Annotated in this window: 16 protein-coding genes and 1 other annotated feature; of the genes, 6 read left to right on the forward strand and 10 right to left on the reverse strand. The window is 56.9% G+C overall.

Going from position 1 to position 21757, the window contains the following annotated elements; genetic code table 11:
- Positions 1–614: 614 nt before the first annotated feature.
- From PG062_RS13170 to PG062_RS13190, 5 genes are all read right to left on the reverse strand, one after another.
- The gene (locus PG062_RS13170; protein WP_270752594.1) at positions 615–1691 is read right to left on the reverse strand and encodes a hypothetical protein; all 1077 of its coding nucleotides are present in this window, start codon (positions 1689–1691) and stop codon (positions 615–617) included.
- A 472-nt stretch (positions 1692–2163) separates the two neighbouring features.
- A complete protein-coding gene (asnB, locus tag PG062_RS13175; protein WP_270752595.1) occupies positions 2164–3744 on the reverse strand; it encodes an asparagine synthase B in 1581 nt (526 codons plus the stop codon).
- 83 nt (positions 3745–3827) lie between these two features.
- Positions 3828–4100: a binding site (T-box leader), on the reverse strand.
- Between the two features lie 125 nt (positions 4101–4225).
- Positions 4226–5467 carry an AI-2E family transporter gene (locus PG062_RS13180; protein WP_270752596.1) on the reverse strand — a complete coding sequence of 414 codons (1242 nt, stop codon included), beginning with the start codon at positions 5465–5467 and terminating at the stop codon, positions 4226–4228.
- 180 nt (positions 5468–5647) lie between these two features.
- Positions 5648–6766: an AI-2E family transporter gene (locus tag PG062_RS13185; RefSeq protein WP_270752597.1), complete on the reverse strand. Its 1119-nt coding sequence runs from the start codon at positions 6764–6766 to the stop codon at positions 5648–5650.
- Positions 6767–6779: 13 nt separating this feature from the next.
- A complete protein-coding gene (locus PG062_RS13190) occupies positions 6780–7082 on the reverse strand; it encodes a rhodanese-like domain-containing protein (protein WP_270752598.1) in 303 nt (100 codons plus the stop codon).
- 217 nt (positions 7083–7299) lie between these two features.
- Between PG062_RS13190 and PG062_RS13195 the strand changes: the two genes are divergently transcribed.
- Positions 7300–7740 carry a 2-thiouracil desulfurase family protein gene (locus PG062_RS13195; protein ID WP_270752599.1) on the forward strand — a complete coding sequence of 147 codons (441 nt, stop codon included), beginning with the start codon at positions 7300–7302 and terminating at the stop codon, positions 7738–7740.
- A 37-nt stretch (positions 7741–7777) separates the two neighbouring features.
- Positions 7778–8650, forward strand: a complete 873-nt coding sequence (locus PG062_RS13200) for a patatin-like phospholipase family protein (RefSeq protein ID WP_270752600.1) — start codon at positions 7778–7780, stop codon at positions 8648–8650.
- 397 nt (positions 8651–9047) lie between these two features.
- Here PG062_RS13200 and PG062_RS13205 read toward each other — a convergent pair whose 3' ends face one another.
- The 3 genes from PG062_RS13205 to PG062_RS13215 all read right to left on the reverse strand — a co-directional run bounded on the left by PG062_RS13205 (position 9048) and on the right by PG062_RS13215 (position 11685).
- The gene (locus PG062_RS13205) at positions 9048–9923 is read right to left on the reverse strand and encodes an SPFH domain-containing protein (RefSeq protein WP_114001105.1); all 876 of its coding nucleotides are present in this window, start codon (positions 9921–9923) and stop codon (positions 9048–9050) included.
- Positions 9924–9966: 43 nt separating this feature from the next.
- Entirely contained in the window at positions 9967–10434 is a 468-nt protein-coding gene (locus tag PG062_RS13210) for an NfeD family protein (protein ID WP_270752601.1), read from the reverse strand.
- A 204-nt stretch (positions 10435–10638) separates the two neighbouring features.
- Positions 10639–11685: an SH3 domain-containing protein gene (locus PG062_RS13215; protein ID WP_270752602.1), complete on the reverse strand. Its 1047-nt coding sequence runs from the start codon at positions 11683–11685 to the stop codon at positions 10639–10641.
- Positions 11686–12024: 339 nt separating this feature from the next.
- Between PG062_RS13215 and PG062_RS13220 the strand changes: the two genes are divergently transcribed.
- On the forward strand, positions 12025–13101 hold the full coding sequence (locus tag PG062_RS13220; protein ID WP_114001108.1) for a 6-phosphofructokinase: 1077 nt from the start codon (positions 12025–12027) through the stop codon (positions 13099–13101).
- Between the two features lie 413 nt (positions 13102–13514).
- Positions 13515–14042 (forward strand): hypothetical protein, encoded by a 528-nt coding sequence (locus tag PG062_RS13225; protein WP_270752603.1) that lies wholly within the window; start codon positions 13515–13517, stop codon positions 14040–14042.
- Positions 14043–14178: 136 nt separating this feature from the next.
- On the opposite strand, the gene PG062_RS13230 is transcribed toward PG062_RS13225, so the two are convergent.
- Entirely contained in the window at positions 14179–16041 is a 1863-nt protein-coding gene (locus PG062_RS13230) for an alpha-amylase family glycosyl hydrolase (protein WP_333559426.1), read from the reverse strand.
- A gap of 178 nt (positions 16042–16219) precedes the next feature.
- Positions 16220–18622, reverse strand: coding sequence for a glycogen/starch/alpha-glucan phosphorylase (locus PG062_RS13235; RefSeq protein WP_270752604.1), 2403 nt, complete (start codon positions 18620–18622; stop codon positions 16220–16222).
- 352 nt (positions 18623–18974) lie between these two features.
- On the opposite strand from PG062_RS13235, the gene PG062_RS13240 reads away from it, so the two are divergent.
- Both PG062_RS13240 and PG062_RS13245 read left to right on the forward strand, forming a co-directional pair.
- A complete protein-coding gene (locus PG062_RS13240) occupies positions 18975–19328 on the forward strand; it encodes a cell division protein ZapA (RefSeq protein ID WP_114000517.1) in 354 nt (117 codons plus the stop codon).
- Positions 19328–21442 (forward strand): U32 family peptidase, encoded by a 2115-nt coding sequence (locus tag PG062_RS13245; RefSeq protein WP_270752605.1) that lies wholly within the window; start codon positions 19328–19330, stop codon positions 21440–21442. Before PG062_RS13240 ends, PG062_RS13245 begins: the two co-directional genes overlap by 1 nt.
- The last annotated feature ends 315 nt before the right edge of the window (positions 21443–21757 follow it).

Consider the following 21757-nt stretch of genomic DNA (forward strand, 5'->3'; position numbering starts at 1 on the left):
AACAATTTTTACTTCAAAATATTGTCTAGCTTTTTGGGGTCACTTCAGAATGAAAATCGTGCCGGGATTTTTGGTTTTATTATGGCAATACCGCATAATTCTAAGTGCCGATACGGCGAGCGAGGCGCGGCAGATGCTAAGCCAAAAGCGCAGATAATACTGGATGCTGCAAAGGTGAGCGCCGCCAGTGGCGGAAACAGCGAACCGAAGCAGGGGCAGCGGTCGCAGAGTGCGAGGGGCTTTTGCCCCCGAAGCACGATGCGGGTACCGCAACCCGACATTATCGAGCATTTTGGCAACGCAGATGCCGTGCCGCAGCCGCCGGAGCGGTGCTTAAGCCGTAAGGCGGGAATTGTGCGGTGTTGCCTTATATTATATTGGGATGTGTATGCCACCCGTAGGGGCGCACAGTGTGCGCCCGCCGCCCAAAATAAGCAACGCATTCTTTCAAATGTTCCTCACCGGACAAACACTCCGGGGCGATGCAAGCATCGTCCCCTGCAAATATTTTTTAGGTGCACAGCAAACCATTTATGATTTTTCGTGGCGAGATAAGGGCATCCCCCCCTGACAGCATTTTATAGGCCGGCAGGGTCTTACAAAACGTGCCGTAATTATACCTTCACCTCGCACCGTTCCGGGATCTGGAAATGTGCAAAATAGGTTTCCTCTTTGGGGATCCATCTGGTTTTGAAGTCTTCCAGCTTTTCCGGGACGCGCGCGGCAAGGCGGCGCAGCTGCTCGGCAGGCTCCACATCCACAAAGGCGTGCAAGGCGCAGTAATTCCACAGGTCCGGGTGGCAGGAATAGGAACCTTCCAACAAAATGATCGGCGTCTGGGGCAGCGGTACAGTGCCGGGGACAAGCGCCATCGTGCGGCAGTCAAACAGGCGGTAGCTCCCCTGCTGCCCGGCGCGCAGGGGTTCCAGCACCTCGGCAATCAAGCGTTCGCGGTCCAGGTTGCCGCCGGGCTCCGCCATGCGCTGGGGGGTGCGCTGGATTGGCTGCAAAAAGAAGTCATCCAAGTGCACCACACCCCAGCCGTATTGCCGGGCCATCTGGGCGGCAATGGTGGTTTTGCCCGCGGCGCAGCGGCCATCCAATGCAACCAGCAGCGGGCCGTCGGCTGGTTTGGGCAGAGCTTTGGCTGCCTGGGCCAGCGCTGCGGCGGCCTGGGCAGCAGTTTGTTGTTTGCCCCCGCGCGGCGGCACAGTGCAATGGTAGGCAATGCGGGAAGTTCCATCCGCCAGTGTAATATTGCCGCAGCGCACAAAGCCATTTTTCTCCAGCAGGTGCTGCATTACTTTGTTGTCCGCGTGGGTATCGGCGCGCAGGGGCAGGCCGCGGGCCGCGCACCAGGCAAAGCAGATTGCCGCCGCCCCATGCACCCGCCCGGCCGATGCCATGCGGTGGATGGTGGCATAGGGAGCATCATCCGGCCAGCCACCATCATAGATTTCGGCATAAGTCGGTTCCGGGCCGGGAATGTAACAGAACGTTGCCTCCAGGCGGGCATTACCCTCCAGAACATAGCAGACGCCGCGGGCGATCTGCTGCTGCATCAGCTCTGCGCCGGGGTAGGTAGCGGGCCACTGGGTGGGGTTGCCGGTCTGTGCCATAAAAGCGCGGGCATGGGCAAATATTTCAAGCAGCGCGGGCAAATCACCCGGCTGCGCGGGACGGATGTTCATGCAAAAATGCTCCTTTTTTTTGGTCCCTTCATTATAGCCTATCCCCCGGTTTGGGGCAAGTGGCAGCGTATTGAACGCACCCCCGCCGCGGAGTTGTGCATCCACGGCGGGGGTGTGAATTCTATGGCAACACCGCACAATTCCCGCCTGACGGCTTAAGCACCGCTCCGGCGGCTGCGGCACGGCATCTGCGTTGCCAAAATGCTCGATAATGTCGGGTTGCGGTAGCCGCATCGTGCTTCGGGGGCAAAAGCCCCTCGCACTCTGCGACCGCTGCCCCTGCTTCGGTTCGCTGTTTCCGCCACTGGCGGCGCTCACCTTTGCAGCATCCAGTATTATCTGCGCTTTTGGCTTGGCATCTGCCGCACCTCGCTCGCCGTATCGGCACTTAGAATTATGCGGTATTGCCCTATATTATTAAAGTTTCTTCAGTTCCTTCTTTTCAAAGAAGGAACACAAAGCCCTCGTAAAATTATTTACCGGAATCGCCGTAGTTTTTCAGCACGCGGGCGCTGGGATCGTTGACGGCGCAGTTGGGCCATGCCTTGTTGGGCATCCAGTAATCCACGATCATCTCTGCCTGGCCGGGGTAATACTTTTCAAAAATTTCACGGTAGAGCAGGCTTTCCTTGGTAAAGGGGCGGCAGTAGGCATACTTGCCGCTCTTTTCGGCAAACTCACGGTCGGTGTAATAGCTCTCGGCATACTCCTTGATGTCATCCACCATGGAATGTCCCACGGCGTCCGAGAATGCTGCCTTTTCACGCCAAAGGATGCTTTCCGGCAGCCAGTCGCCCTCAAAGGCTTTGCGCAGCAGGTACTTGCCCTTGTTGTAAATGTTCATCTTGCGGGCCGGGTCAATGGACATGACATATTTGACAAAATCCAGATCACCGAACGGCACGCGGGCTTCCAGGCTGTTGACGCTGATGGAACGGTCTGCGCGCAGCACATCGTACATGAACAGCTCACGGATGCGCTTCTGGCTTTCTGCCTGGAACTCGTGGGCGGAGGGGGCGAAGTCAGTGTACTTGTAACCGAACAGCTCATCCGAAATTTCGCCGGTCAGCAGCACACGGATATCGGTGTGCTCATGGATGTACTTGCACACCAGATACATGCCAACCGAAGCACGGATGGTGGTGATATCCCAGGTGCCCAGCATGGCGATAACTTCTTCCAGCGCGTTCAGCACAATTTCCTTGTTGATGATGACCTCGGTGTGGTCGGCGTGCAGGTAATCCGCCACCTGCTTGGCGTACTTCAGGTCAATGGCGTCCTCGCTCATGCCAATGGCAAAGGTGCGGATGGGCTTGCCCAGCTTTTTGGCGGCAATGGCACACACCAGGCTGGAATCCAGGCCGCCGGAAAGCAGGAAGCCCACCGGAGTGTCGGCGTCCAACCGCTTATCCACACCGGCCACCAGCTTTTCGCGGATCTTGGTCAGGGTGGTGTCCATATCATCGGTGTTGTAAGTGGGGGTATCGGCAATATCGCAGTAGCGCACAAACTTGCCGTTGCAGTAATAGCTGCCGATGGGGAACGGATAGATCTTTTTGCACAGGCCGATCAGGTTCTTGGCCTCGGAAGCAAAGGCGATGTGGCCGGATTCGCTATAACCATAGAACAGCGGGCGGATACCGATGGGGTCACGCGCAGCGATCAGCCATTTTTTGCGGCTGTCGTACAAAATCATGGCGAACTCGGCATCCAGATGATTGAACATATCCAGGCCGTACTTGTAATACAGCGGCAGGATGATCTCGCAGTCAGAATCCGACTCAAAGGTGTAGCCATCAGCTTCCAGCTCTTTTTTGACCGGGCGGAAGCCATACAGTTCGCCGTTGCAGACAACACAGTCGTTGCCGCGGAAGAAGGGCTGCATGCCTTCCGGGGTCAGACCCATAATAGCCAAACGGCCAAAGCCCAGCAGGCCAAACTCAGTTTCTGCCACACGCTGGTCATCCGGCCCGCGGGAAGCAGTACGCATCAACAATTCGGTAAATTTTTCTTTGGACAGATCATGTCCGGCATACCCTAATACACAGCACATTTGGTAACACTCCTTTTTCCATTTACACCAGTATTTCTTCCCTGCGAAATGGTAACAAAAAAAGACAGCCCACTTCGTCCTTGTATTAGGACGAATCGCTGTCTTGATCCGCGGTGCCACCTAAATTACCGCAGCCCGAATAATGGCATACGGTCACTTTTTCCGTACACGTTCACCTTTGAAACGCTGCCGTTTTAACGCGCGGCGGTGCGGCGCCCTTACTTGCGGGGAATGCCCGCTTTGGGTTTGCAGCTAACGGGTGTTCTTTCGCATCCCTTCCCTGTCCGGGCTTTCAGCTCATGGCCCGGCTCTCTGTGCAGCTATTGGATGGTACTTTTCCCGATCAATGCTTTTAACAGCTAAAGAATAGCACCATCCACAAAGGTTGTCAAGAACTTTTTTTACTGTTTTACTCCCCCGTGCAGCAAAGCAGCAGCCCCGCCGGGGGTGCGTTCCGGCGGGGCTGCTGTTTATTTATGGTTTAATGCTGCACGGCAACGGGCTGATTTTCGGTTTCATTCCGGGGCTGAACTTGGTTTTCATTTAACGGCTGTGCGGGTTCTGCCTGCTTCGCCCGCGGGTTTCCTTCGGCATCAATGCCGCGGCGCTCCAGGCACCAGGCGGTAAACTGGCGCAGCAGGCCATAGAATGTGGCAAAAGTAGGCACGCCGACGACCATGCCCACAACCCCCAGCAAATCGCCGCCGATCACGATGGCCACCAGCACCCACAGGGCCGATACGCCGATGGACTTACCCAAAATTTTGGGGCCGATGATATTGCCGTCCACCTGCTGGATGGCAATAATCAGAATCAGGAACTTGAGAGCATCAAACGGGTTGACGAACACCAGAATCAGCAAACAGGGGATTGCGCCGATGAAGGGGCCAAACACCGGGATGATGTTGGTAATGCCAACCACGACCGCGATCAGCGGGGCAAACTCGATGCCAAAAATGGTGCAGCAGCCAAAAGTCAGCACGCCAATGATGGCAGAATCAATGATCTTGCCGCCAAAAAAGCCTTCAAAATTGTTGTTGGCAAAGCTGCAGGTTTCCAGCACGGTATCTGCAATATACGGCGGGAAAAACGCGTGCACCATGGTGCGCAGCTGGCGCAGCAGCTTGTCTTTTTCGGCCAGCATGTACACGCTGGAAGCCAGTGCAGTAAAAATATCCACCACGTTGGATGCCACACCGGAAACATACGCCATGATCTGCGGTGCCGAGGATTTGAGCACTTCAGTCAGGCTGTTCATCATGCTTTCGTAATTATCCAGCATTTCGGTTGCCCGGCTCAAATCAAGGCCATAACGGTTTTGCAGCATATCCAGCAGGTTCTGCACATTGGATATGTACAGCGGCAGGTTGGTGAACAACATGGTAATGCTGGAAACGACCTGCGGCACCACCATGGAAACCAACAGCGTAATAATCAGCGCCGCAACAATATAGGCAATCAGGATGGAAAGCCAGCGCAGCTTGGAGTTCTCTTTCATCACATACCGCTGCACCGGGCGCACAATACAGTCCAGCACATAGGCAATTACAATGCCGCTGGCAAAGGGGGCCACAACATCCAAGAACTTGGCAATGCCGCCGGCAAACACATTCAGGTGCCCCAGCATCAGGTACAGCGCAATGCTGATGGCAATGATCGCCAGCCAGTCAAAAACCGTTTCCGGTTTTTTGTGCATCCAAATATGGTCGTTCTGCTCATTCATACACATTCTCCTGACATAAGGGGCTCTGCCAGCCTGCAAAAACTGTTCTGCCCCTACTTGACCGCCACCGGCGGCACAAACTCTTACAGTTTAATTGTAACATCTAACGGCGGCTTTTCAAGGGGCAAAATCTTAACATTATGCAAACAGTGTGGTGAAATATGTTGCACTGGTTCCGCGCTATGTTTCCCCGCCCGGTTTTGTTTTTTCCCCATCCGGTTCCCTGGGCAGGGCCGCTTTGGCAAGGTTGGCCGCCACCCCCAGTACCGGCACCCCGATGACCATGCCCGGAATGCCGAACAGTCCGCCGCCCACCACAATAGCCGCCAGCACCCACAGGCCGGAAATGCCCGTGGCGCTGCCCAGAATGCGCGGCGCAATAAAGTTTCCGTCCACCTGCTGCACCACCAGAACAATGACCAAAAATTCCAGCGCATGCACCGGCTGGCCGCTGAACAGCAGCAGCGCTGCCCCCGGTACCGCCCCCAGATAAGGCCCCAGCATGGGCACAATGTTGGTAACAGCCACCACCACGCTGATCAGCGGCGCATACGGGATGCCGAGCAAAAGCATTAACACAAACGTTTCGCCGCCAACCAATACAGCATCCACCAGCTGTCCGCCAATGTAGCCGCTGAACGTTTTGTTGGCCATGGCAAACACGCCCAGCACGTTACCCGCGGTGCGCGGCGGCAGCGCAGTGCGCAGGGCCAGGCGGGCAGTATGCAGCAGTTCCGCCTTGCCGCACAGCAGGTACACCGAGGCCGCCAACGCCAGAAAACCATTCACCACCTGCCCCGCCGCCCCCATGGCCGCCTGGGCCAACTGCGGGGCCAGGCCGGAAAGGAAGCTTTCCACGCTGCTGCCGGAATTCAGCAGCAGTTCACTCAGGCTGGTGGTATCCACCCCATAGTTTGCCTGCACCAGCTCCAGCAACGCCTGCGCGTTTTCCAGGTAGCCGGGCAGAGCCGCGGCAAAGCTGCCCACGCTTTGCACCAGCTGCGGTACAACCAGCCCCACCAGTGCCGCAACTGTGCCAAAAAGTGCCAGATACGCCAGCAGGATACCCGGCCCGCGCCGCCCTCCGAACAGGTGGATGGCAAACCAGCGGGCGGGGATATCCAGCACATAGGCCAGCGCCAAACCGCCCGCAAAGGGCGTTGCCAGCCCCAGCAGCACCCGCAACGCAGCCGCGATGGCGGGCAGATACCACACCGCAGCCAGCAGCGCGGCAGCCACCGCAAACAGCAGCAGCCAATCCTGCATCGTTTCGGGCTTTCGGTTGTACCAGCGCTTCATGGGCTTCTCCTTATTACCGTGTCAGCGGGCCATCCCAGCAGTTGATAGAGCCAAGGTCGTACACCTGCCGCCCCGCCTGGGCCAGCAGCTCCGCCGCTATGGCGCTGCGCTGCCCGCTGCGGCAGCAGACAATGACCGGGTGTCCGTTGGACGACAGGTTCGGCAGCTCCTCTTCCAGCCGGTCCAACGGAACATTGCGCGCACTGGGGATATGCCCCGCGGCATACTCCGCCGGGGTGCGCACATCCCACAAAATGGCCCGCTGCTGCATCAGCTGCCGGGCCTGCGCCGGGGTAATGCGGTTTTGGTTTCTCATACAGTTTGCCCCCTTTGTTCAAATTCAAAGCAAATTGTATGCGCCGGGCAAAAAGTTTATGATATAATAAAAACCTGTTTATGATGTTTATGGCAACACCGCACAATTCCCGCCTAACGGCTTAAGCACCGCTCCGGCGGCTGCGGCACTTAGAATTATGCGGTATTGCCTTATATTCTAAACATCCCGCAATTTTTATCTGAAAGTGGTGTCCGGCATGAAAGTTCTCATCAGCACCTGCCTGCTTGGCGTTGCGTGCAAATATTCCGGCGGCGATAACGCCCGCCCGGCCCTGGTAGCGGCTTTGCAGGCTGCCGGGCATGAGCTGGTGCCCGTCTGCCCCGAAGTGTACGGCGGTTTACCCACACCGCGCACGCCTGCGGAGCGCATCGGTTCCCGCGTGGTGACGGCTGCCGGGGCCGACGTGACCGCCCAGTACCGCAAAGGTGCCGAAATTGCCCTGCAGCTGGCAAGGTTGACGGGCTGCCGGGTAGCCGTGCTGAAAGCCAACAGCCCCAGCTGCGGCCACGGCACGGTTTATGACGGCACTTTCAGCGGCAAAAAAATTCCCGGCAGCGGTGTAGCCGCCGAGCTGCTGGAACAAAACGGAATTGCCGTTTATACGGACGAGGACTGTGCCGCGGCACTGCCCTTCTAACGATCACGAATCACGATGATACGAGGTGAATGAAGATATGGCAACAAATACACCATTCGGCCAGCGCCTTGGCCTTGTGCTGGAAGGCGGTGCCATGCGCGGCATTTACACCGCCGGTGTGCTGGATGTTTTCCTGGAAGCCGGTATCATGCCGGACGTTGTGGTGGGGGTTTCGGCCGGTGCGCTGCACGGGTGCAGCTATGTAGCCGGGCAAAAAGGGCGCAGCATCCGCTATTACCGCAAATACCGCAGTGATAAGCACTTTATGGGCCTGTATTCTCTGCTGACCACCGGCGATGTGGTGGGCACCAAGTTCTGCTATGAGGATATCCCCTTGCGGTTGGATCCCTTTAACGAAGCTGCTTTTGAAAAAGCCCCCGTTGATTTTTATGTCACCGTAACCAATGTGCGCACCGGCAAGCCGGAGTATATCCTGTGCGACGAGCTGAAAGTTGGCAGCAAGATGGATGTGATTCGCGCGGGAGCGTCCATGCCGCTGTGCTCCAAAATGGTGGAGTGGAACGGCAATCTCTATCTGGATGGCGGCGTGAGCGACAGCATCCCCTATGCCAAAATGAAAGATTTCGGCTGCCGCAAAAGCATTGTAGTGCTGACCCAGCCCGCCGGATACCTGAAACAGCCCGCCGCCATGGCCCCGTTTGAAGCTATGTACCGCAAGTATCCCGCCTTTGTGGAGGCCATGCGCAGCCGCGACCAGATGTACAACACCGAAGTGTGCGCTGTAGAACAGGCCGCCAAACAGGGCGATGTTTTTTTGATTCGCCCCAGCAAGTTACTGCATGTTGGCCGTATGGAACACGACATCGAAGTTCTGAATGCACAATATGAGCTCGGCCGCCAGGATGCCCGAAACCAGATGGATGCGATGAGGGAATGGATGGAGAGGTAGGAGTTAGGAGTTTTTTGGGCCGCAGATGCCAAAAAGTTCTGTCTGAATATTAAAACAAAAATGTAGGGAACGGTCTTGACCGTTCCGAAACCCTGAAATTATTACCCATAATGGGATACGATTTCAAGGCAACGGAACGGTCAAAACCGTTCCCTACAATTATTTTATAGGCTTGCGGCGGACATTCAAACCGCCGTTTAACTCCTAAGGCAACACCGCACAATTCCCGCCTTACGGCTTAAGCACCGCTCCGACGGCTGCGGCACGGCATCTGCGTTGCCAAAATGCTCGATAAGACATCCAGTATTATCTGCGCTTTTGGCTTAGCATCTGCCGCACCTCGCTCGCCGTATCGGCACTTAGAATTATGCGGTATTGCCCTAACTCCTAATTGAGCTTAGCTTTCCTTAATCGCTGCCACGGTTGCGGCGAGGTTTTGCATTTCGGAGGGGACGATGATCTTGGTGGCCTGGCCGTCAGCCACTTTTTCCATAGCTTCCATGCTGCGCAGGGCAAGCATGTTCTGGCTGGGGGCGGCTTCGTTGATCAGGCGGATAGAGTCCGCTTTGGCTTTCTGCACCATCAGCAGGGCCTGGGCTTCGCCTTCAGCTTCCCGGATGCGCTGCTGCTTTACGGCTTCGGCGCGCAGGATGGCGCTTTCCTTTTCGCCTTCGGCGCGGGTGATGGCTGCCTGCTTTTCACCTTCCGCCAGCAGGATGGAAGCGCGCTTTTCACGGTCGGCCTTCATCTGCTTTTCCATGGCCTGGCGGATCTCTGCCGGGGGCTCAATATTTTTCAGCTCCACGCGGTTTACCTTAATGCCCCAGCGGTCGGTCGCTTCGTCCAGGCTGGCGGTGATCTTGGTGTTGATCAGATCGCGGCTGGTCAGCGTTTCGTCCAGGGACATAGAACCGATGATATCGCGCAGCGTGGTAGCAGAAAGGTTCTCGATGGCCTGGATGGGGCGGTTGACACCGTAAGCAAACAGCTTGGCATCAAACACCTGGAAGAACACAACGGTATCGATCATCATGGTAACGTTGTCGCGGGTGATAACGGGCTGCGGGGGGAAGTCTGCGGCTTCTTCTTTCAGGCTGACCTTGCGGGACACACGCTCCACAAAGGGAGTGCGCAGGTGCAGGCCGGCACCCCAGGTATCCTTATACACGCCAAGCCACTCGGTAACATAGGCGTTGGACTGGGGCACAATGACAATGCAGCGGGCGATGCCGATCAGCACAAGGACCAGCAGGATAGCAATAACCAGTAACATTAGGGGCCTCCTCAAACAATACGGGGCACTTTGGCAGGCTGCCTTAGTGCAGTTGTTCTGCGGGCTGTGCCGCAGCCGGTACGGGAACAGCGGATACGATCAGTACCGCGCCGTCCACGTTTTTTACTTCGCAGCGTGCATCTTTTGGCAGCGGAGTGCCGTCCACCGTGCGGGCCTGCCAATCCAGCCCATCCACACGCACGCGGCCGATATCCCCCTGCGGGATTTCCCGCAGAACAATGCCGCGGCTGCCGATGGTAAGCGGCGAACCGTTGGTAATGGGCGGCTGGCGCATGGTGCGGCGCTTTGCCAGCAGCGGCAGCATAACGGCCAGCGTTACGGCGGACACCACGGCAAACACGGCGCACTGAGCGCCCAGCGATGCGGTAAAGATACTGGCCACCATGGCCGCCGCTGCACCAACGGCAAACCAGATGGAAACCAGCGCCGTGGTAGCAGCTTCCGCAATGGCAAACACCACAATGGCTGCTGCCCAAAACAGAAATGTCATCTTGACACCTCCTGATTGGTTAGGCAATACCGCATAATTCTAAGTGCCGATACGGCGAGCGAGGTGCGGCAGCTGCTAAGCCAAAAGCGCAGATAATACTGGATGTATTATCGAGCATTTTGGCAACGCAGATGCCGTGCCGCAGCCGCCGGAGCGGTGCTTAAGCCGTCAGGCGGGAATTGTGCGGTGTTGCCTTAATTTTTTTTACTGCGGGATCCCGCACGCCCACAGGTAGTAGCCGCGCAGGTTATCACCAAACTTTTCCCACAGTTCGGGGTGTTCATCCCGGTAAGTATATACGTTAAAGCTGGCGCGGCCCTGGCGGCCCTCCGCCATACCATAGTTCACAAAGTGCTGCAGGTAGGCGTTGGCATCATTGCCAAACGCGGCGCGCAGATCAGCGTTCTGGCTGCGGTAATAGCTGTAGTCGTACACGTTGGAATAATCATGGCCGCCGTACCAGCTGGTACCGGCAGTGCTGCCGGAAGAACTGCCGCCCTTGCCGCCGTTGGCGGTGGGCAGGCCGTTGATCAGGCTGTTGGAAATGTAACCGGTGGTATCACCCCAGGTCACGCAGGACCAGCCGTTGGCATAGCTGTGTACCGTAACGGTAAAGCCCGCGGGAACGGCGGTCAGCACCTCATAGCTGGTGGCGGGGCCGCTGCGCAGGTTGGCGTCGCTGTTCAGGGTGCAGGTCACATCCGCACCCTCGTAGCGGCCGCTGGTGGAGTTGCTGGCCGTGGAGGTACCGCCGTTGGCGGCAGGCAGGCCGTTGAGCAGCTTGGTTGCAATGTAGCCGGAAACATCCCCCCAGGTCACACTGGCCCAGCCATCCTGGTAGCTGTCCACACTGACGGTAAAGCCTGCGGGCACAACGCCCAGCACGCCAAAGTCCGTACCGGGGCCGCGGCGGATGTTCGCATCGCTTTTAACGGTGCAGTTGACGGCGCTGCCGCGCCAGGACGGTGCCTGCGTGGTGGCGGCGCTGCCGCTGAGATACTTGGTTGCCACCCAGCCCGCATTTTTGCCGCTGGTCACATAAGTCCAGCCATTGCCGTCATCGGGGGTAACAACATTCACGGTTGCGCCGTTACTCAATACCGTCACCACATTATAATTGATGCCGGGGCCCTGGCGCATATTCAGGCCGCTTTGGGCGGTTACTTTGGCGCTGCCTTCTGCCATCGCCACGGTTGCACCAAAGCATGCCGCAACCAGCAGAGCTGCCAAAAACGTTACACGCTTTTTCATATCTATATCTCCTTGTTGCAAGGTGATCTGCGGACCAAAAGAGAAGGTACTCTTTTGCAGTTTTATTATACCATATGCCTGCATCAAACACAAGAAACGCTTTATCTTTGTGATTTTTTTGTTAAACATGTAAAAAATCCGGCATCTGCACCCTCTCTGCCCGGTTTTGGAATGGTTACAAAAATTTCCCCCTGCTCCTCCCCCGCACCGCATTGACAAAACCGCCTGCGTGGCGTATTGTAAAAGATAGAATATGCAAATTGTATGCACATTGCCCGGCATTGTGCAACAACGCGGTACGCGTGCCGCCAGCGGCACCGGCCTGACAGGGAGGTTTCTATGAAGATGCGTGTTGGTATTTTGACATCCGGCGGTGACTGCCCCGGCCTGAACGCAACCATCCGCGGCGTGGCCAAAGCGCTGTATCAGCGCATGGGCGACAAGGTGGAAATCATTGGCATTCTGAACGGTTATGACGGCTTGATCAACGGCAACTACCGCGTCATGGCACCGGATGAGTTTTCCGGCATTTTGACGGTAGGCGGCACGATTCTTGGCACCAAGCGCACCCCGTTCAAGATGATGCGCGTTGTGGGCGATGACAAGGTTGACAAGGTTGCCGCTATGAAAAAGACTTACAAGGACGCCAAGCTGGACTGCCTGCTCTGCCTGGGCGGCAACGGCACCCACAAAACGGCAAACCTGCTCAGCCAGGAGGGTCTGAACATCATCGGCCTGCCCAAAACGATCGACAATGATATTTTTGGCACCGATGTTACTTTCGGTTTCCATACCGCTGTGGACATTGCCACTGACGTTATTGACCGCATCCACACCACTGCGGGCAGCCACAGCCGCGTAATGTGCATTGAGGTCATGGGCAACAAGGCCGGCTGGCTGACGCTGTATTCCGGCATTGCAGGCGGTGCGGACATCATCCTGATTCCGGAGCACCCCTATGACATCAAGAAGGTGGCCGAAGCTGTTATGCGCCGCCAGAAGGCCGGCAAGAACTTCTCCATCCTGGCGGTTGCCGAAGGTGCGCTTTCCACCGAGGAATCCAAGATGAAGCGCAAAGAATGGACCGCCAAGCGCGCCGCTGCCGGTTACACCACCGCCACCAACCGCATTGCCAAGCAGGTGGAGGAGCTGACCGGTGCCGAGACCCGCATCTGTGTGCCGGGCCATATGCAGCGCGGCGGCAGCCCCAGCGCCTATGACCGCGTGCTGGCCACCCAGTTTGGCACCTATGCCGCACGCCTGGTGGCGGACGACCATTTTGGCGTGACCGTTGCTATGGTGAACAACCATGTTACCGCCAACCCGCTGGTAGACATCGCCGGCAAGACCCGTGGCGTGCCCGATGACTGCGATATGCTCAACGTTGCCCGCTCCATGGGCATCAGCCTGGGCTGAGTTTTGTTACGGGGGTTGTTGTTTTTTCTTTGAAAAGAAGGAACTTTAAAATAATAAATTACAGATAGAATATAAACAAGGCCCACTGCACGGGATTATGGCGTGCAGTGGGTCTTTTCGTTTTGGATGGCACTCAAAATTGTTTTGTAGGGAACGGTCTTGACCGTTCCCTACAAATTGGGCGGAGTTTTCGCTTTTCACAGAAAGGTCGCCCCTCATCCGCCGGAACTATTTGCTGCATCGGTCTTTTTATATATTTTGCTGTATTCCGTCAAGGGAATATTATTCAGATTTTTTATTGACATACAGCAGGTGGTATGCTAGCATCTATATAGTAACTGTTTCTTTTACTTGTTGTGTCCGTTTCTGTATGTTTTATTTACTGCTTTACATGGGAAAGGTGGTCATTTGCCATGGAAAAATCTCACAAAATTTATAATCTGATCTTTGACTTTCTGCTGGCGGCGGGGGTATGTTTTTACAATGACCTGCGCTTTATGCGGGTCTGGTTCCTTGGCGGGCAGCTGTACCACAGTGTCGGGTTTACGAACTACCGCTTCGGCCTAACGGGCAAGGAGGTCTGCTGGGATTTTTCGCCGCTGAACATTCTGCATTGCCTGCAGGGGTATGACCCGCACGCTTACCTCAAGTTCCTCTGCTTTTTCTGCATCGGTATTTTGATGTTTTTCCGGTTTGTGTTCCGGGCACCAAAGCTTCTTCCGCGGTTGTTTGCGCGGCTGTTCTGTTTCAGCGCCGGGTATATTGCAGTCGTTGAGCTGTACAATCTGCTTTTCACCGCCGCCGGAGCTGTTTTTCTGGATATCAGCAACTGGTTCCTCTACCTCACCGGCGCATGGTCTGCTATTGCCATCCTGACCCTGCTGCTGGTTGCCAGCAAAAAGTTCCGTCCCGCTCCCCTGCCTTCTACTCCATCCCTTTAATCGAATAAAACCAAAAGCCGCGGCCCTGCATCAAACGCAAAGCCGTGGCTTTTTCCTACAATTTCTAATTACTCATTCCTAATTGCTAATTCTGCAATTCCGTTCGCTTTCGCCCAGTAAGCGCCTGCCCATCAAATCAGTAGTACTTAAAATACCCCACATGCTGCGGCTGGTTATCTTCTACCAGGATGGTAAAGCCGCCGGGGTTTACTTCGGTCTGCTTGCCAAAGGCGGTGCGGACAATCAGGTGCGGGCCGTTGTTCAGGATAATCTCCGCGGACTGCTCCTTACCCACGCGGCGGTAGTGCAGCACATCGGCGCTGGCTTCCACCAGCTCCATGCTGCCGCCGTCAAAAGCATCGCAGCTGCGGCGCAGGCGGGCCAGGTTGCTCAGCGGCACGCGCAGGCGGCGCTCGGTGGAATTCCAGTCAAAATACGCGCGGTTGAACGGGTCGCGGTAGCCCTGCATCCCGATCTCATCGCCATAATACACGCAGGGCACGCCGGGCAGGGTGTACAGCATGGCGTAAGCCAGCAGCACGCGGCGCAGGGCATCATCAATGCGGTCGCCGGGGATCATCCGCTTGCTCTGCCAGTAGCGGTCGCGGCCATTGGCGGGTTCGCCTGCAATGGCGGTAATACCGCGCTCGGTATCGTGGGTGGAAAGGAAGTTCATTGCACAGTCCAGCGCCGGTTTGGGATAGTTTTCGCAGATGGACATGATCTGCTCCCCCACCGCGCTGGCATCCTCGCCGCGGGCAAAAGCCACAGCTGCATTGCGGAACGGGTAGTTCATGGTGGCATCCAGCCCATGGCCGCGCAGGTAGGTGCGGCGGTGGTCGAACGCTTCCTTGGTGGTGGCGTCCTCCCACACTTCGCCGATGAGCAGCTTGTCCTCGCCGTGGGCTTTGACGGCGGCACGGATCTTTTCGATAAAATCATCAGGCAGTTCATCCGCCACATCCAGCCGGAAGCCGGAAGCCCCCAGCCCCAGCCATGTATCAATCACGCCACCCTTGCCGCAGACAAAGTTGCCGTAAGAGGGGTCCTCCTCCTCCACTTCGGGCAGGGTCTCAAAGCCCCACCAGCTGCGGTAGCCGCCGACATAACCGGAATCGAAGTCATACCAACTGCGGTAAGGCGAATTGCGGTCACGGTAAGCGCCGCCGGGGCCATAGCGGCCTTCGCGGTTAAAATAGAGCGAATCCGAACCGGTGTGGCTGAACACGCCATCCAGAATAATGCGGATGCCGTGTTTTTTGGCCTCGGCGCACAGGGCGGCAAAATCCTCGTTGGTGCCCAGCAGTGGATCGGCTTTCAGGTAGTTGGCCGTATTGTAGCGGTGGTTGGCGTGAGCCTCAAAAATGGGGTTCAGGTAAATGCAGGTAACGCCCAGCTCTTCCAGGTAAGGCAGCTTTTGCTGGATGCCCGCAAAATCGCCGCCGTAATAGTCCATGTTCAGGTAGCCATCGCTCTGCTCATTGGGCCAAAAATATGGCTCGCCGGTTTTATCCGGACGGTAAATGCGGTCCGCAAAGGGCAGCGGCTTGTTGGGTACGCCCTCATAAAAGCGGTCCGGGAAGATCTGGTACATCGTACCGTCTTTGATCCAGTCCGGGGTCTTGAAGTCCGGCTCGTACACCGTCAGCTGCCAATCCAGGCCATTCACCCAGGTCAGCTCACCTTCCCCGTTGGCGGTGCGATAAATCTTGCGGAAATCCGTGTACAGGTCAAAGTGGTAAAAATACAATCCTGATGTGGTGGGGGCCAGCTGGAACACAAAATGGTTTACGCCGGGGGTCTGGCCGTCAAAATCCATGCGGTAATGCACGGGGTCTTCGCGGTCTTTGGTCAGCACCAGGTGTGGGTCCACATAGCCCAGTCTTTCCGGCACAGTCAACCGCCAGGTCACGGTCTGCCCCGCCGGAACTGCGCCAAACGGTGTTTTATACTCCGCACAGCGGGAGTTAAAAAAAGTATGCGTTGGTTGTTCAGGCAAACAAATCAATCCTTACATTGAACAAGTGTACAAAAACAGCCGTGACCCACTGGCGCCGGCAAATTCAAGTCGGCTGCCGGGATCGCGGCTGTTCGTTTATTTTATTGTACGGGCAGCGCGTGTACGTTCACAGCTGCACACGCGCCCGCACTGCGGTTAAAGCTCTGCTTTGGGCAGATTATTTAACCGGGGTAGCGCCCCAGATATCGCGGGCGTAATCCATGATGGAACGGTCGGCGGAGAAGATGCCGGCGTTGGAGATGTTCATCAGGCTCATACGGTTCCAGGTCTGCTTCTGCTTGTACAGTTCCTGCACGGTGTGCTGGGCACGGCGGTAATCCTTGAAGTCAGCCAGGACCATGTACGGGTCAGAGTTGCGCAGGTTGTTGGTAACCTCGCTGAAGTTCTCGCCGTTCCAGCCCTTTTCCAGCATATCCAGAACTGCCATGGCAACATTATCATCAGAGATGAATGCCTGCGGATGGTAGCCCATGCCTTTCAGTGCGTTGACTTCGGGGGTCAGCATACCAAAGATGATCTCGTTGTCCTTACCGGCGGCATCGGCGATTTCCACGTTCGCGCCGTCCAGGGTGCCCAAGGTGATTGCGCCGTTCAGCATGAACTTCATGTTGCCGGTGCCGGAAGCCTCGGTGCCGGCCAGAGAGATCTGCTCGGACACTTCGGAAGCGGGCATCAGGCGTTCAGACAGGGAGACACAGTAGTCTTCCAGGTAGACAATGCGCAGCTTATCTTTAACAGCGGGATCGTTGTCAATCAGCTTGCCCAGCTTGCAGATCATGCGGATCATCTGCTTGGCCATGTAGTAGCCGGGGGCAGCCTTGGCGCCGAAGATATAGGTCTTGGGCACAAAGTCAGCGTTCGGGTTTGCCTTCAGGTACAGGTACTCAGCGGCAATGTTCATGGCGTTCAGGTGCTGGCGCTTGTACTCGTGCATGCGCTTGACCTGGCAGTCAAAGATAGAATCCGGGTCAATGACCTGGCCGGTGGCCTTTTCCAGATAGTTGGCAAAGTTCACCTTGTTGGCGCGCTTGACGGCGGCCAGCTTATCCAGCATGGCGGAATCGTCAGCAAATTTCTCGAACTTCTTCAGTTCGGAAGCATCCTGCTTGAAGCCGGGGCCGATGGAATCTTCCAGCAGCTTGGTCAGGCCGGGGTTGGCAGCCAGCAGCCAGCGGCGGTAAGCAATACCGTTGGTAACGTTCTTGAATGCTTTCGGCTTGTACAGGAAGTAATCATGGAACACGCTGTCCTTGATGATCTCGCTGTGCAGCTTGGAAACGCCGTTGATGGAATGGCAGGTGTAGGCGCAGATGTTGGCCATGCGGACCTGGTTGTCGCCAATGATTGCCATGTAGTTGATCTTGCCCTGGTCGCCGGGGAAGGCTTTCTCCAGGTCAGCACGGCAGCGGCGGTCCATTTCCTGCACGATCTGCCAGATACGCGGCAGGGTGGAGCGGAAGATATCCACGTTCCACTTTTCCAGAGCCTCGCTCATGACAGTGTGGTTGGTGTAAGCAAAGACCTTGCGGCAGATGTCGAAAGCTGCATCCCATTCATAGCTGCACTCATCCAGCAAAATGCGCATCATTTCGGGGATGGCAATGGTCGGGTGGGTATCGTTCAGCTGGATGGCGATCTTATCCGGCAGGTTTTCCAGGGTACCGTACTGGTTCAGGTGGTTGCCCAGGATATCGGCAACGGAAGCAGCGCTGAAGAAGTACTGCTGGCGCAGGCGAAGGATCTTGCCCTCGGTGTGGTTATCGTTGGGGTACAGGATCTTGGAGATCAGCTCTGCGGAAGCAGACTGGCTGATAGCGGTGTTATAGTTGCCGGCGTTGAAGCTGCTCATATCAAAGCTGGGTGCCTTGGCCTGCCACAGGCGCAGCTTGGAAACGCCCTGCGTGCCGTAACCGGCAACGTACATATCGTTGGGAACAGCAATGACAGAGTTGTAGTTTTCGTACTTGACATGGTGGAAACCGCCCTCCCAGGTCTCGATAGCCTGGCCGTCAAAGCGGATTTCCTGTGCCTGGTCGGGGTGGGATTTGATCCACACCTGGCCGCCGGGCAGCCAGTTGTCAGCGGTTTCCTGCTGCCAGCCGTCCACGATCTTCTGCTTGAAGATGCCGTACTCATACAAAATAGAGTAGCCGGTGCCGGGGATGCAGTCGGTAGCCATGCCATCCAGGTAGCAGGCAGCCAGACGGCCCAGGCCGCCGTTGCCGAGGCCTGCATCAGGCTCCTGCTCATAAATGGTGTCGATCTTGATATCGGCGTCAGCCAGAACCTGCTCGGCAACTTCGTTCAGGCCCAGGTTGAACAGGCTGGTGCGCAGGCTGCGGCCCATCAGGAACTCCATGCAGAGGTAATAGACCTGTTTTTTGCCTTCGCCCAGGGTCTTGGCCTGGAACTGCTTCTGGCGGTCAGACATGATCTGACGAACGATCATTGCCATGCAGCGGTAGATCTGCTCGGCGGAAGCAACGTCCAACGTGACGCCGCATTCGCTGACGACCTTGTCTTTGAGAATTTTTTCAAATTCTTTTTTAGTAAGTTTCATCAAAAGTATCCCTCTCCTTACGGCTTATCTATACCAGAATCCTCTGGGATTATACTGATTTTTCAAAATCAATAAAAATACTTACCTTAAGCATTATAGTCAAAATTGGCGATATGTGCAAGGCTTTTTTCCCACACGCGTCAATTTTTTCAATTTTACACAAAAGGGGCTTTTTCTTACGGGCATTTTATACTATAATATAAGGGTATAATTTTAAGCATTTTCCCTGCGCTGCGGGGGCTGGTGGGCGGTTTTGCCGCGCAGAAGCCCCTTTCCGTCCCGCTTTTGGCGACAAAAGTGCAGGGTGTTCCTGATAAAAACACCATCAACTGAAACAAAGGAGACCCCAACTATGGCTAACAAAGTACGTCTGACCATCTGCGGTTCGAGCTATGTAATCTCGACCAACGAAAGTGAAGATTACATGCAGAATCTGGCCGAGCGCCTGAATCTTGATATGAATGAGCTGATGAGCTCTTCCAATTCGGTTTCCATCACCACCGCTGCCATCATGACCGCGCTGAACTACCGCGATGAGCTGGAAAAGGCCAGCGGCAGCGCGGATAATATGCGCCGCCAGATCAAAGACTATCTGGAGGATGCCGCCTCCGCCAAGATGGCTGCCGAGGAGCTGCGCCGCGAAAACGCCGCCCTGCGCAAAAAGGTGGACGACCTGCACCGCCGTTCCCTGACGAGCGAAGCCTGATGGAACAGACTGTTTTACAGCGCCCGGAGATCCTGGCCCCCGCCGGCAATGCTGATATGCTGCGGGCTGCGGTGTTTGCCGGGGCTGACGCCGTATATCTTGGGCTGGATGGCTACAATGCGCGGCGCAGCGCTGGGAACTTTGACCCTGATGTCCTGCGCGAGGCCGTCTGTTTTTGTCATGCCCGCGGGGTTGCGGTGCATGTGACCCTGAACACGCTGGTTTACGCCGCCGAGCTGGGCGGCCTGGCCGATGCCGTGCGCGCTGTTGCCGCCGCCGGGGCGGATGCCGTGATTGTGGATGACCTTGCCACCGCGCAGCTGGTGCGCAGCATTGCGCCTGGCCTGCGCCTGCACGGCTCTACCCAGATGAGCATCCACACCGCAGAGGGCGCCAAGATGCTGGCAAAGCTGGGGTATTCCCGCGCCATTCTGGCCCGTGAGCTGAGCCTGGCGGAGATCGAAGCCGTGGTAAAGGCAAGCCCGATCGAATGCGAAGTGTTTGTACACGGCGCGATGTGCATGTCCATGAGCGGCCAGTGCATGATGAGCGCGTTCCTGGGCGGGCGCAGCGGCAATCGCGGTGCCTGCGCGGGTCCCTGCCGCCTGCCGTTTGATGCTACCAACGGCCTGCGCCCCGGCCAGCCGGGCAAAGCCTGCCACCTGAGCCTGAAAGACATGGACCTTGTGCCCCACATGGCCCAGCTGAAAGCCGCCGGGGTTGCCAGCATTAAAATTGAAGGCCGCCTGCGCACGCCGGAATATGCCGCCGCTGCGGTAACGGCCTGCCGCGCAGCCCGCGCTGGGCAGCCCTATGATGAAGCGCTGCTGCGGGATATTTTCTCCCGCTCCGGCTTCAGTGATGCCTATCTGGTAGGTCGCAATGACGGCACCATGTTTGGCGTGCGCACCGAAGCCGATGCAGCCGCTACGCGCGCCGCCACGCCGAAAGCCCGCGAGCTGTTCCGCCGCGAACTGGAACGCATTCCGGTGCATTTCTGCGTCAGCGGCGGTGTGGAGGACGGCGGCATCAAGCTGACAGCTTTCGACGACAACGGCAGCCGTGTCAATGTGTACAGCGCCGATGAACCGCAGCCCGCACAGAAAGACCCCGCCCCCGGCATTGAGCGTGCCCTGGGCAAAACCGGCGGTACGCCGTTCACCTGCGCCGGGGTTGAGTTTGCCTGCGGCGAGGGCGGCCCCGGATTTTTACCCGGCTCCGCCTGGAATGAGATGCGCCGCGAAGCGCTGGACAAGCTGCTGCAAAAGCGCAGTGAACCTGCGCCCCTGGCCACAAAGGAAATCACCCTGCCGGAATACGCCGAGCACGAAGTAGGCATGATACCCCAGCTGGCCGCCCGTTTTGAAACCGCTGCCCAGCTGCCCGGTGCCGAATACCTGGCCAAGCTGCGCTATCTGATCCTGCCCATCCGGGAAGTGGACGCTGTGCCGCAGCCCTTGCGCTGCAAAACGCTGCTGGAGCTGCCCCGCGCTGCTTTCGGCACTGTGGAACCGGATACCATGCGCCGCCTGGCTGCGCTGGAAGGTTCCGGCTTTGCGGGTGTGGTTGCAAACAATCTGGCGCAGTTTGGGTATGCCTCTCCCCTGCCGGTGTTCGGCGGGCTGGGGCTGAATGTAACCAACCCAATGTCTGCGGCAGAGTATGTGTGCCTGGGTGCCCGTGGCCTGCTGGTGCAGCCTGAAACCGCCCTGACCGCCATGCGTGCTGTAGCACCCCGGCAGAAAGACGGCACCCCGGTGCCCACCGCTGCCCTGTGCTATGGCCACCTGCCCCTGATGCTGACCCGCGCCTGCCCGCTGCGCAATGTACGCACCAGCTGCGCGGGCTGCACCCACAAGGGCAAACTGCGGGACCGCAAAGGGCGAGATTTCCCGGTGCGGTGCTCCGCCCCCGGCAGCGCCGGAATGCGCACCGTGTTTAACCCTGTACCACTTTATATGGGGGACCGCCTGACCGAAATGCCGGTGGACCTTGCCGTGGCCGCGTTCACCCTGGAACCTGCCGACCGCGTGGAAGAGGTCCTGACCCATCTTTTCCATCAGCAGCCCTTTGACGGCGAGTTTACAAGAGGGCTATATTATACGAATAACTAAATCATAATATCGGAGGAAGGGTAAGTTAGGGCAATACCGCATAATTCTAAGTGCCGATACGGCGAGCGAGGTGCGGCAGATGCTAAGCCAAAAGCGCAGATAATACTGGATGTATTATCGAGCATTTTGGCAACGCAGATGCCGTGCCGCAGCCGCCGAAGCGGTGCTTAAGCCGCAAGGCGGGAATTGTGCGGTGTTGCCTTAGGAGTGAGGAAGTAGGAGTTAGGAGTTAAAGCATGGCCTAAGGTTTTGCTCTGTAGGGAACGGTCTTGACCGTTCCGAAACATTGCCATATATGCCATAATGGAATTTGCA

The sequence above is a fragment of the Gemmiger qucibialis genome (genome assembly GCF_027689445.1).
Classification (GTDB): domain Bacteria; phylum Bacillota; class Clostridia; order Oscillospirales; family Ruminococcaceae; genus Gemmiger; species Gemmiger qucibialis.